General features: G+C 63.1%; 10 protein-coding genes. 1 reads left to right on the forward strand and 9 read right to left on the reverse strand.

The genetic code is table 11. The features are described 5' to 3' along the window. Positions 1-62: 62 nt before the first annotated feature. Positions 63-1340 carry an amidohydrolase/deacetylase family metallohydrolase gene (locus tag KIP88_RS09425; protein ID WP_214487620.1) on the reverse strand — a complete coding sequence of 426 codons (1278 nt, stop codon included), beginning with the start codon at positions 1338-1340 and terminating at the stop codon, positions 63-65. Positions 1341-1502: 162 nt separating this feature from the next. Here KIP88_RS09425 and KIP88_RS09430 point away from each other — a divergent pair, with 162 nt between their 5' ends. Continuing rightward, complete coding sequence (locus KIP88_RS09430) at positions 1503-1997, forward strand: MarR family winged helix-turn-helix transcriptional regulator (RefSeq protein WP_249790645.1); 495 nt, start codon at positions 1503-1505, stop codon at positions 1995-1997. A gap of 156 nt (positions 1998-2153) precedes the next feature. Here the strand turns inward: KIP88_RS09430 and nikE are convergent, their stop codons facing one another. From nikE to hydA, 8 genes are all read right to left on the reverse strand, one after another. Further along, on the reverse strand, positions 2154-3821 hold the full coding sequence (nikE, locus tag KIP88_RS09435) for an ABC transporter ATP-binding protein (protein WP_214487621.1): 1668 nt from the start codon (positions 3819-3821) through the stop codon (positions 2154-2156). Next, complete coding sequence (locus KIP88_RS09440) at positions 3818-4666, reverse strand: ABC transporter permease (RefSeq protein WP_214487622.1); 849 nt, start codon at positions 4664-4666, stop codon at positions 3818-3820. Before KIP88_RS09440 ends, nikE begins: the two co-directional genes overlap by 4 nt. Beyond that, on the reverse strand, positions 4663-5694 hold the full coding sequence (locus KIP88_RS09445) for an ABC transporter permease (RefSeq protein WP_214487623.1): 1032 nt from the start codon (positions 5692-5694) through the stop codon (positions 4663-4665). Before KIP88_RS09445 ends, KIP88_RS09440 begins: the two co-directional genes overlap by 4 nt. Positions 5695-5706: 12 nt before the next feature. Next, positions 5707-7323, reverse strand: coding sequence for an ABC transporter substrate-binding protein (locus tag KIP88_RS09450; protein WP_214487624.1), 1617 nt, complete (start codon positions 7321-7323; stop codon positions 5707-5709). 138 nt (positions 7324-7461) lie between these two features. Continuing rightward, a complete protein-coding gene (locus tag KIP88_RS09455; protein WP_214487625.1) occupies positions 7462-8898 on the reverse strand; it encodes an NAD(P)-binding domain-containing protein in 1437 nt (478 codons plus the stop codon). Beyond that, positions 8895-9656 carry an SDR family oxidoreductase gene (locus KIP88_RS09460; protein ID WP_214487626.1) on the reverse strand — a complete coding sequence of 254 codons (762 nt, stop codon included), beginning with the start codon at positions 9654-9656 and terminating at the stop codon, positions 8895-8897. The genes KIP88_RS09455 and KIP88_RS09460 overlap by 4 nt, the downstream gene beginning before the upstream one ends. Further along, a complete protein-coding gene (locus tag KIP88_RS09465) occupies positions 9653-10636 on the reverse strand; it encodes an NAD(P)-dependent oxidoreductase (RefSeq protein ID WP_214487627.1) in 984 nt (327 codons plus the stop codon). Before KIP88_RS09465 ends, KIP88_RS09460 begins: the two co-directional genes overlap by 4 nt. Positions 10637-10667: 31 nt before the next feature. Beyond that, complete coding sequence (gene hydA / locus KIP88_RS09470) at positions 10668-12137, reverse strand: dihydropyrimidinase (RefSeq protein WP_214487628.1); 1470 nt, start codon at positions 12135-12137, stop codon at positions 10668-10670. Positions 12138-12177 lie beyond the last annotated feature (40 nt).

Raw genomic sequence — 12177 nt, forward strand, 5'->3', positions numbered from 1 at the left:
AAGGAAACTCGCGCTCATTGCGCACGGTGACGTTCTCCCCGATCGAACTGACGCGGACCTTCCTACGCTGCAACGGCCTGCGGCAGAATTGGCGCTACTGCGTCGTATCGCGCACCGGCGCGCAGACAGAACTCAGGCTGCAGCAGACGCTCGGCGATTACTTCATTGTTCTCGTTGTCGCGAAGGACAAATCGTCCGGTTCGCTCCCCGATCACCGAGACGTCGGCCTCCCTGCCAATCCTCAGGGCGCCGATTTCGTCAGCACGGCCGAGCATTTTGGCCGGGTTGGACGTGACCATCGGTACGACCTGCTCAAGCGAAAGCCCGAGCGCCATCATCGAACTCATCGCCTGAACGAGGCTGAACTTGGCCTGGCCGGCGAAGGGATGATTTTCGTCGTCCTCATGCTGGTCCGGGGTGCCGGCAGGCGCAGGCACATGGGTGTTGTAACCGTGAATGTCCGCACCGAGCGTGGTGGGAATAATGCCGGCGGCGATCGCTTTCTTGGCGAGGCGATAGGAGAAATGGCTGCCGTGACCGACGTCGACCTTCAGGCCGCGATCGAGCGCCGCCTGAATCACCGGATGCACTTCACCCTCACGGTTGACGAAGCCGCCGGGATGGCGCGTGAACGGATGCGCCAGCACGTCGCCCTCTCGCAGCAAAGGAATCACGCGCGCCAGAATTGTGTCGACATCTTCGCCGTTGGTGCCGCTTTCGGGCAGGCCCCAGAGCTGACCAAAATGCACATAGACCGGCAGATCGGCGCGTCGTCCGATCTCGGCCGCCATTTCGATGACGCGAATGCCCCAACGCGCGAAACCACCAATCTCAGCATGAGCCTTGATGCCGCGAACAATGTCGAGATTGCACGTTGCCGACTTCACCGTAGCGTCGATATCGACGCCATCGGGGCTGTAGAGCTTGGGATAGTAATGGCCCTCGAGCCCGCCCACCAGGTAGGCCGACAGGAAGGCGTAAACGCGCGATTTCGCAGGCTCGGCGACGAAGTGCCGGAAGCCGGGCAGCGTCATGCAGGACGGGCCACCCTGATCGACCAGCGTCGTCACACCGGACTGGACGCCCACCATGTCGGCATTCATGCCGAAGCGGCCGGTGACATACTGATAGACATGCGCGTGGGTATCGATGAGACCCGGCAATACCAGCTTGCCGGTCACATCGATCACTTCTCTGGCGCTGGTCGGCAAAATGTCGCTCTGCACCGCCGCGATCTTGCCGTTGCGAATGGCGACGTCCTTGATCCCGTCGATGCCGGAGGCCGGGCAGATCACGCGGCCGCCGCGCAGAAGCTGGTCGAAGGTGGCGCTGATCGACATGAACAATCTCTCCTGTCTTCGCCGGCGGCGTTACCCCGCCGTCGCCAGAATACGAAGCATACTTCGTATTTTACAAGAGCAAACTTCATGCCATGATCTTCCCGTGGCGAAGCCCATCGAATCGAGCTAATCGCATCGATATTCCGAGGCGGGGAGAGTGCGTTGCGGAAAGCAAAAAAGCGTCATGGCGAGACCAGGCATCGCCCGTGGCCGCTGTCAGAACGACCGGGCTTTCTGATCCGGCGGCTGCATCAGATTCACGTCGCGCTGTTCCAGGAAGCGTGCGGAGAATTCGAGGTGACGCCGCTGCAATACAGCCTGCTTTCGGCGCTTGCGGTGCGGAAAACCGCCGATCAGACCACGTTGGCGGCCGATATTGCGCTGGACAGGACGACGACGACCGGAGCGCTCAAGCGGCTGGCAGCGCGCAACTTTGTCGAGAGAGCCGTAGATGACGAGGACCGCCGCGCGCGGCTCTGTAGATTGACGCCGGCGGGAGCAGCGCTTCTGGCAAAAATCGAGACCTCGGCGCGGGCCGCGCACCGCGCTACGCTCGATAACTTAAGCGAAAGGGAGCAAGCCGTATTCGTCGATATGATGCAGCGCATCGTTGCGGCGCACTCCAATCGCGACAGCGCTGCTGCCCTGTTCGATTGAGCACCGCGGTGCCATCTGCCGCCTTTTTAGCTCGAATTGCATAATTTGTAGTCACCCGGTAACGCAGGCGCCTGTATGCCATTGGACGCAGCGGAGTGCGGCTGCAATCGATCGAGCGAAAGCGGCTTCTTGCGGGCGTCGTGACGGTCAGTGATCTCAGGTCGCGAACTCAGCCAGTTCCGGCTCGATATGCGGCACGGCTTCGACCAGCTCGCGTGTGTAAGCGGTTTTGGGATTGTCGAACATCGCGCGGCTCTCGCCCTGTTCGACGATGCGGCCGTTTTGCAGCACGATGGTTCGATCGCACATCATGCGAACGACGTTGAGGTCGTGGCTGACAAAGAGGAAGGCCAAATTGTCCTCGCGCCGCAGCCGGTCGAGCAGTTGCAGCACCACCGCCTGCACCGAGACGTCGAGCGCTGCCGTCGGCTCATCCAGCACGAGGAGGCGCGGCCGGCAGGCGATGGCGCGGGCGATGCCGACGCGGGCCTTCTGGCCGCCTGAGAGCTGATGCGGAAAGCGCGTCAGCAATTCGATCTCCAGTCCCACGCGCTGCGCGCACTCCTCCACCCGCTCCCGCAAGGCGTCGCCCGCGCGCATGCCACCAAGCCGAAGCAGCGGATGGGCGATGCAGTCAAAGGCGGTGAAACGCGGGTTGAGGCTGTCATTCGGATCCTGAAAGACGATCTGGATATCCCTGCGAAACGGCGACCGGTGAAAATCGCGCGCGGGGATGTGGCCGATCGACTGTCCCTCGAACGCGATCTCCCCCTCGCTCGGGTCGATCAGCCGGCAGATGATGCGCGACGTCGTACTCTTGCCGGAGCCGGATTCGCCAACCAGACCGACGCTCTCGCCGGCGCTGATCATCATGGAAAAGTCTGCTACCGCCGGGGCGCCCTGATCGAACCGCTTTGCGAGTTTCTGCACCTCCAGCAGCGGCGGCGTACCCGGCGCAGGCCGCGGCCTGGGCGCGACCTGCATCGCAATGCGCCGCCCCCTCTCCTCTTCCGGCACCAGGTCCGCAATCCGGGAATTCGCCGTGGGCGAAGCCGCCACCAGGCGTTTGGTGTAGCGGTGCTGTGGCGCGCGGAAGAGAGTTTTCGGTTCGGCCTCCTCGACCAGCCGACCCTGCTCCATCACCACGACGCGGCGACAGTAGCGCGCGGCGAGACCGAGGTCATGGGTGATCAGGATGGTCGCCATGCCGCGCTCGGCCGCAATCCCGGTCAGAAGGTCCATCACGACCTTCTGCGTCGTGACGTCGAGGCCGGTGGTCGGCTCGTCGGCGATCAGCAGCGCCGGATTGCAGGAAATCGCCATGGCGATCATCACGCGCTGGCACATGCCGCCGGAGAGCTCGTGCGGGTAAGCGGCCATCCGCTTTTCGGGATCGCGAATTTGCACGGCGCGCAGCAGCTCCAGCGCCTGCGCGCGCGCTTCACCTCGGGGCATTCGCTTATGGGCCGTTATCGCATCAGCGATCTGGTCCCCGACGGCACGGATCGGATTGAGCGCTGCACGCGGGTTCTGGAAGATCATCGCCATCGCCGCACCATGCAAATGGCGGAAATCACCCGCCGATATCCGCGTGATGTCCTGCCCGCGAAACCGGATGTCGCCTGCCGTGATCCGCCCGGCCGCATCGAGCAGCCGCGTGATCGCAAAGCCGGTGACGGACTTGCCCGAGCCGCTCTCGCCGACGAGGCCGAGCATCTCGCCCTCGCCGAGCGTCAGCGTGACACCACGCACCGCCTCGACAAGGCCACGCCGTGTCGAGAAGGTGACGTGCAGGTCGCTTAATGCCAACAGCGATGAGGTCATGTTCGCATGCGGGGGTCGAGAATATCGCGCACCCCGTCGCCGAGCAGGTTGAAGCACAGCACCGTCAGCATCAGCGCCAGGCCCGGAAAGGCGACCAGCCACCATTTGCCGGTGGAAATGAAGCGCGCGCCCTCCGCAACCATGATGCCCCATTCCGGCGTCGGCGGTTTGACGCCGAGGCCAATAAAGGAAAGTCCGGCGGCATTGAGGATCGCCCAGCCAAGATTGAGCGATATTTGCACCGCCATGGCCGGCAGCACGTTCGGCAATAGGAAGCGCAGCACGACCGAGAGGTGGCTGTCGCCGCAGGCGCGCGCCGCTTCGACCCAGCCGACATTGCGACGGACATTCACCTCCGCCCGCGCAAAGCGGATGTAGAACGGCAGATTGATGATAGCGGTCGCGATGACGATGTTTTCGACCCGATTGCCGAGCGCTGCGACCATCGCCATGGCCAGCACGAAAAGCGGAAAGGCCATCACGACGTCGACGAAGCGGCCGACGCCGCGATCGAGCCGGCCGCCGGTATAGCCGCAGATCGCACCGATGACGGCGCCGATGGCAAAGGAGATTCCAACCGCCGAGACGGCGATGGCGAGGTCGAGCCGTGCCGCGACGATAAGGCGGCTGAACACGTCGCGGCCGAGCTGATCAGTGCCGGCGATGTGTGCCGCGCTCGGCGGCATCAGGGCTTGCGAAACGTTCGAGACGATCGGATCATACGGCACGATCCACGGCCCGAAAATCGCGATCAGCGTAAGCAGGAAGACGCCTGCAGCGGCAACGGCGGTGAGCGGGTTGCCGCGCAAAATCCAGCCGGCATGGCGAAGCGTTGCGCTGGTCATCCGATCGTCACCCGTGGATCGGCAATGCCATAAAGGATATCCACCAGCAGGTTGACGATCACAAACACGGTCGCCATCAGCAGCACAAAGCCCTGTACCGGCGCATAATCGGACGAGAGCAACGCATCGAGCGCGTAGGAAGCGACGCCCGGCCAGGAGAACACCTTCTCGACCAGGACATTGGCGCCGAGCATGGTCGAGAACACGATGCCTGCGATGGTGATGACCGGCAGAATGGCATTCCTTAGCGCATAAGTGACGACGACCCGCCACCAGGGAAGGCCTACGGAACGCGCGGTGCGCACGAAATCGCTCCCAAGTGAGACCAGCATCGAGGCCCGCGTGATGCGCGCCAGCGGCGCCACCACAAACAGCGCCATGCTCAGCGCCGGCAAGATCAGTTGCCTGAAGGCGGCCCACCATCCATCAAAATCGCCTGCGAGCAGGAAATCGATCAACAGGAAGCCGGTCCGCCTTGGCGGCAGCGACGCAAAGATATCGACCCGGCCGGTCGGGTCGGGCGCAAGCCCGAGCAGATAATAGAAGACATAGATCAGCAGCAGGCCCGAAACGAACGTCGGCACACAGACGCCGAGCGCGCAGAAAAACCGCACGCCATGATCGATGATGGAGCCCTGTCTCAGGGCGGCCAACACACCGAGCGGCACCGCCGACAGCAACGCGATCAACAATGCCGTGAAGGTGAGTTCCAGCGAGGCCGGCAGCCGCTCGCGGAGATCTTTCGTGACCAACTGCCCGGTCATCATCGATCTACCGAGATTGCCGCTGCCGACATCATAGAGATACAGCATCAATTGTTCCGGCACCGGCTTGTTGAGGCCCATCTGCTTGCGGATGACTTCGATCTCCTCCTTGCCGGCATTCGGCCCGGAAGCGAAGAACACCGCAGGATCGCCCGGCAGCACCCGCATCAGCAGGAAGGTGAAGACGAGCACGCCAAAGAGCGCCGGCAGCGAGGACAGGAAGCGCCTGCCCGCCCGTATCACCGTTGCTCCAAAGGCCGCCATCTGACCTACCGGTTACTTGCGATTGAGATCGCGATAATCCACCTGGCGGTGGAACTGGTAGGTGTAGCCCTCGACCGAGGGCGCCATCACGGCGTCCTGGCTGGGCTGCCAGAGCGGTATCTGCGGTATCTCGCTGAAATGGATGGCGTTGAGCTTTACGCCGTCTTCCTCATACTTGGCCGCATCGGGTTCGAAACGGGCTTTCTGCGCGATCTCCACTAGTTCCGGATTGTTGATCGATGAGTAGTTCCAGCGCTGATTGCCGGTGTAGAAATTGCGGTAGAAATAGTCGGTCGACGGCAGCCAGGCGACGATGCCCTCGGTGAAGAAGGGAAGCTTCTTCTCATTGATCTGCGTCGACATCTGCGCGTCCGGCAGCTTCTGGATATCGACCTTGACGCCGATCTTGGCCAGCGATTCCTTCACCAAGGCAGCCATCGGTTCGGCGGTCGAGGCCTGGCCGACATTGAAGCTGAACGTGGTCGAGAAGCCGTCCGGCATGCCTGCCGCCTTCAGATATTCCTTGGCCTTCTCGAGGTCGAGCTTCACAGGCTGCGGGATCGGATAGGCGCCGCTCGTTGGCTTGCCATCCGCCCATGTCGCGCCGAACAGCGGCGAGCCGCGGCCGAAGAGTGCTGCCTTGAACATGTCGTCATAGGGCAACGCAAAGCCGATGGCGCGACGCACATTGACGTTGTCGAAAGGCGGGATCTGATTGTTCATCGAGATGAAAGTGACGGCATTATACTGGGGCGTCGAGATCACCTTCAGCTTGGCCTTTGCCTCAAGCGACTGGACATCACTCGCCTGCAGATCGATGACGAGATCGGCATCGCCGCGCTCGACCAGGTTGGCGCGTGTCGCCGGCTCCGGCACCGACTGCACGATGACGCGCTTGAAGAACGCGGACTTGTCGGCGGTGCCGCGATTCCATTCCGCGTTGCGGGCCATGATCACCTGCTCACCCGGCTTGAAGGTCTCGATCTTGTAGGCGCCGCTGCCGGCCGTGTTCTCCTTCAACCATGCCAGTGCCCAGGGATCGTCCGCCGTCGCATGTGCCTTCGCAACCTTGGAGTTGAAGATGATCGGATAGACGGTAGCGAGATTGGGAAGCGCCAGCTTGTCCGGTTTCGGCAGGGTCACCTCGATGGTCAGGGGATCGATCACCTTGAACTGGTCGGCTGACGTCATCGATCCCGTGAGGAGTTGCGCCTTGCCGAGGACCGGCGCCGTGACGACCCGGTCAAGCGACCATTTGACATCTTCCGCCGTGACCGGCGTGCCGTCCTGAAACTTGGCGTCCTTGCGCAGGCGAAATGTCATCTTCAACCCGTCCGGGCTGACTTCGTAGGATTCCGCCAACTCCCCGGTGATCTTGCCGAGGTCAAACACCCATTTGCCGTTGAGTTGCTTGCGGCCGAAGGAGACCAGCCGGTCGTAAGTGCTCAAACTCACCGCGAAGGCTTCGCGGGTCGAACCCGGAATATTGGGATCAAGTGTGTTGACCGACGCTCCGGTCACGTAGCGCAACGTTTCGGCGCGCGTTTGCGCCTGCACCGATCCAGCCGCCAGTGAGAAAGCGATGGAGGCAACCACCGTAAGCAGACGCCTGGATACTGTAACGCTCATCGGACTTATTCCCTGTTTGCCACGTTTATTTTCTGAATGAGAACATCAACTTAAAGCAAGGGATATGCCAACCGGACCCGCCGGAAGCGCAAGCATAGTAGGTGTGAGCCGAGCTTCCCAGCATCATCGAAAATTGTTTCACCGTTTCTCGCTCGCGGCCGGCATTTGCCGCGCGACGACTGCCTGCGGCACGTCGTACGCCTTGAACGAAGCCCAGTGCCGTTCGATGTCCGCGCGAAACAGGCCGCGCGTCAACCCATGCACCAGCTTCGGCACCGCCGTGGTCATCGCATTGATCGACGAGCCCGAAGCACCAAAGCTCATGGTGGAGGCGATCGCGAAGACATGGATGTCCGCAATCCAGGGGGTTTCACCGGCGACGCGCTCCATCAGCGCGTAGTCATCAGCGAGATAGGGAAAACGCCCGAGCCGCGGGCTGCGCTCGTCCGGCGGCGGTTGATAGCGGTCGGCCCAGGTCGCGATGTTGGCGGCGCAGTTTCGCAGCTCGGGCCGGCCTGCAAAATTCATGTCGATACCGGTGCCGCAAATCACGAAGTCGGCTGCGAACACACCCCTCGGCGTCTGCAATTCGACACCGCGAGCCGTTTCCCTGGCGGCTTCGATCGGTGCGCCCTCCTGCAGGTGAAAATTTGAATGGCGGGCACAACGATCGTAGGTCGCTTGCGGAAAGCCTTCCCGCATCTCCAGAACGGCGCGCATGAAGCGCCAGCGCCAGGCATCATCCAGATCGCAAAAATGTCGAAGGAAGCCGCGGAAGGTGAGCCAACGGTAGGGCTGGATCACCTGGATCTCCGCCCTGCGGCAAAACAGATGCACCTCTGCCGCGCCAGCCTCCAGTGCCGCCGCGGCATTGTCGAAGGCCGAGGCGCCGGCACCGATCACCGCAACCCGCTTGCCGCGCAAGCCCACGAAGTCGATCGGCTGCGCCGCATGCGCGCACACTGAAGACGGCAGATGGCGCAACGGCTCCGGAATGCTCCAGTCGCCCATACCTTCCTGCCCCGTCGCCAGCACAATCTTCCGTGCAAAAACAGTGTCGACGCCGTCAGCGGTCTGCATCTTGGCCGCAAGCAATCCATCGGCCGCGGGCGATATCTCGATGACCTCGCAACCATTGCGCACCGGCAGATCCACGACGCGCCTGAACCAGAGCAGATACTCGGCCCAAAGCTCGCGCGAAACCAGGTCGAGATTCCGCCAATCCTCCTCACCGAAGCGTGCCTCGTGCCAGGACTGGTAGGTCAGGCTCGGGATATCAAGATCGGGCCCGGTGAAATGCTTCGGACTGCGCAGCGTATGCATGCGAGCGTAAGTGAGCCACGGTCCTTCCTGTCCCTCCTCCGCTTTGTCGAGCACAAGGATGTTGCTCACTTGCGAACGCATCAACCCGAACGCTGTCGCGAGACCCGATTGCCCGGCGCCCACCACGAGCACGTCCAATGCCGGTCTGCCGTCCGGCCCGAGCTTGGGCGTCAGCCACGCAGCATTCGGATGCGCGGTCTTGGCAAGATCGGCGCGAACCTGGGCTTCGAGAGCGATCAGGGCGCTGTTCATGCCGCGAGCCAACCGCCGTCGACCACCATCACGGTACCGGTCGTAAAGGAAGACGCATCACTGGCAAGATGGAGCGCGGCCTCGGCCACCTCCTCCGGTTTGCCAAACCGCTTCATGGCATGGCGGTTGCGCGATGCTTCACGCACCGGCTCGGGGTCGGCGTGACGGGCAAAACTGCGCCGTAGCATTGGTGTGTCGATGGCACCCGGCGCGATCGCATTGACGCGGATGCCGTCGGTGGCGAAGTCGAGCGCCATTGTTCGAGTCAGGCTGATGATGGCCCCCTTCGCGGCGATATAGGCGCTGTTGCCCTTGCCGCCGGCGACCGCGAGCTGCGATGCCAGCGTGATGATCGAGCCGCCGCCCCGCCGCTGCATCTCGGGCACCGCCGCTCGCGACCAAAGCCAGGTGCCGCCGACATTGGTGCGGAACACCGCGTCCCAATCGGCGGGATCGGTGGTCAGCACCGTGCCCCCGCAGGAAAAGCCTGCAGCAGCCATCAGCACATCGAGTTGGCCACGCCGGGCCATGACATCGCCCACGGTGTCGTTCGCGAAATCGGCCTCGCCGACATCGCCGACATGGAGAGATGCTTCGCCCTTCACGCCGTCGATCGCCGCCAGCGTCTCCTGCAAGCCCGCGCCGTCGCGATCGACCAGCGCAACAAAGGCACCTTCCTTCGCGAAAAGCACTGCGCTGGCTCGGCCGATGCCGGAGCCGCCGCCCGTCACGATCGCGGTCCGCCCTGCCAGTCTCATGTCAGGTTTCCCCCTCGATGCCCGGTCCACCAGCGGCTCAGATCGGCAACCGAGTCCGTGCAGCCGAACCGTGCGCGCCAGCCAAACTCCTCTGCCATGCGCGCGACCGAAAGCGGTGCCCGGTCGGCCGGACTATGCAGGTCGACCGTTGCCACTTCACCGGCATCCGTCAGCCGACAAACAAAGCCCGGGTGCAACGCAGCAAGCTCTTGGCCCCATTGCAACGCCGACCATTCCACGCCGGTTGAAATGTTATAGAGCTGATGCTTCGGCTTCGCGGCCTCGATCAGCACTGTCGCGGCCTCCGCGACATCCACGGCATAGATCCAGTCCCTGACGCCTGGACGCGATAGAACGGCCTCGTACCCCTCCTGCATCGCGGTCAGAATCTGCGCCTGCGGGCTTGGCGTGTCACGCACGTCGTTGCTCCGCTCCCACGGCCCGAACACGGCGCTCAGCCGCACGCTGATGATCTCCTGTTGCCAAAGACCAGCCAGGCGCGCAGCGACCTTCTCGGACGCGAATTTGGTGATGGCATAGAGTGAGGCCGGATCACAGGGCGTTTCTTCATCGAGCAGCACGTTCCGGAATGCGCTCATACCGTAGGCTGCCGCAGACGACAGATTGACGATGCGTCTAACGCCGCGGCTTCGCGCCGCGATCAGGATCGGCGTCTGAGCCAGCAGGTTTACCCGTAAGATAGTCTCGGGATCGCTCGCCTCGCGCTCCGGCCCGGCGGTGATCGCGGCTCCCAGAATGATGGCGTCATAACCCCTGGCGATCACCGATTCCACGGTTTGACTATCCGTCACATCGCCCTGGATAGCGGTCAGCCGATCGCCGTGAGACGCAAAATCCTTCATTGCGTCAGGTGGCAAGCCCGCGCGGTCGAACAATGTCACCGCATGACCGCGCGCCAGTAGCGCCGCGGCAATATTGAGCCCGACGAAACCGGTGCCGCCGAAGACAAGGATTCTCATCGTTTAATCCGAACGCGTCGCAGCGGACGGATCACAGCAGCCTCGCACCGAAATTCTGCTCGGGGTCCATATCGGATACCAATCGACCGGTCGGTTTCGCCGCCTCGCCTCCCGTGCGCGGAAGGAAACGCCCGGAGCCCGCTTCGACCGAACGTTTGCCGTCCGCGACAATCACGCGCCCGCGCGATAGCACCGTGACCGGCCAGCCGCGCAGCTTGCGGCCGGCGAACGGCGTATAGCCCGCCAGATCATGCATCATCGCGTCGCTCAGCGTGACCTCGCGCTGCGGGTCCCAGATCGCGATGTCAGCATCGGCGCCAACCGCGACCGAGCCCTTGCGCGGATGCAGATTGTAGATCTTTGCCGGCGCGGTCGCGGTCAGCTCGACGAATTTTTCGAGGCCCAATCGGCCCTTCGAAACCATGGCGTCGAACAGCAGCGGCAGGCGGACCTCGAGGCCGGGCAGACCGTTCGCCACCTGCTTGAAATTCGGGTTGGGGCCGGCGCGCAATTTTCCGGTCTCATTGAACCGGTACGGCGCGTGATCGGACGACACGGTCTGGAGATCGCCGAGCGCAAGCGCCTGCCACAGCGCTTCCTGGTCGGCCGCGCGGCGCGGCGGCGGGCTGCACATCCATTTGGCGCCTTCCACGCCGGGCTTGTCGAGATCGTCGGCGGTGAGAAAGAGATATTGCGGGCAAGTCTCCGCGAACACTTTCAACCCCTGCCCGCGCGCATCGCGGATCACCTTGGCGCCTTCGGCTGTCGACACGTGAAAGATCATGATCGGCTGGTCGATCAGCGCGGCCATGCCGATCAGCCGGTTGAAGGCCTCCGCTTCCGAGACGCGGGCGTGGCTGATCGCGTGATATTTTGGATCGGTATAGCCGCGCGCCAGCAGCCGCTTCACCATCCAGGAGATAATCCCGTGGTTCTCGGCATGCGCACAGAGCATCGCGCCGCCGTCGCGCGCCGCAAGCAGAATGTCCAGCAGCGGTTCGTCGTCGATTTTCAGGCGATCATAGGTCATGAAGATCTTGATCGAACCATGGCCCTGCTTGATCAGCGCAGGCAGATCCGCTTCCAGCGTTTCCCTGGTCGGATCGGCGATGATCATGTGGAAGGCGTAGTCGATCACCGCGCCCTTTCGCGCGAGCGCATGATACTCCTCCAGCACCTGCGGCAGCTTCATGCCGACGTGCTGGGCCGCAAACGGGATCACGGTGGTGGTGCCGCCGAAAGCCGCCGAGACGGTCGCGCTCTCGAACGTATCGGCGTTCACGATACCTGCGGCCGACAGCTGCTCGATATGGGCGTGGCTGTCGACACCGCCGGGCAGCACCAGCTTGCCCCGCGCGTCGATCTCCCGCCGCGCGCCCTGTAGCCCGCGTCCGATGGCGACGATCGTCTCACCGGAAATGGCGACGTCGGCCTCGAACACGTCGCTCACAGTCGCGACGCGTCCGCCGCGAATGAGAAGGTCGTAGGCGGGCTCGGTCATGGCAAACTCCCCAACTACTAAGTCCTGAATCCTAAGTCTT

Source organism: Bradyrhizobium sp. SRL28, from assembly GCF_018596315.1.
Classification (GTDB): Bacteria; Pseudomonadota; Alphaproteobacteria; order Rhizobiales; family Xanthobacteraceae; genus Bradyrhizobium.

Excerpts from the sequence above, each read along its gene's own strand:
- KIP88_RS09450 (WP_214487624.1), bottom strand. The coding sequence starts at position 7,323 with ATGAGCGTTACAGTATCCAGGCGTCTGCTTACGGTGGTTGCCTCCATC.
- KIP88_RS09460 (WP_214487626.1), bottom strand. The coding sequence starts at position 9,656 with ATGAGACTGGCAGGGCGGACCGCGATCGTGACGGGCGGCGGCTCCGGC.
- hydA (WP_214487628.1), bottom strand. The coding sequence starts at position 12,137 with ATGACCGAGCCCGCCTACGACCTTCTCATTCGCGGCGGACGCGTCGCG.
- nikE (WP_214487621.1), bottom strand. The coding sequence starts at position 3,821 with ATGACCTCATCGCTGTTGGCATTAAGCGACCTGCACGTCACCTTCTCG.
- KIP88_RS09425 (WP_214487620.1), bottom strand. The coding sequence starts at position 1,340 with ATGTCGATCAGCGCCACCTTCGACCAGCTTCTGCGCGGCGGCCGCGTG.
- KIP88_RS09440 (WP_214487622.1), bottom strand. The coding sequence starts at position 4,666 with ATGACCAGCGCAACGCTTCGCCATGCCGGCTGGATTTTGCGCGGCAAC.
- KIP88_RS09445 (WP_214487623.1), bottom strand. The coding sequence starts at position 5,694 with ATGGCGGCCTTTGGAGCAACGGTGATACGGGCGGGCAGGCGCTTCCTG.
- KIP88_RS09455 (WP_214487625.1), bottom strand. The coding sequence starts at position 8,898 with ATGAACAGCGCCCTGATCGCTCTCGAAGCCCAGGTTCGCGCCGATCTT.
- KIP88_RS09465 (WP_214487627.1), bottom strand. The coding sequence starts at position 10,636 with ATGAGAATCCTTGTCTTCGGCGGCACCGGTTTCGTCGGGCTCAATATT.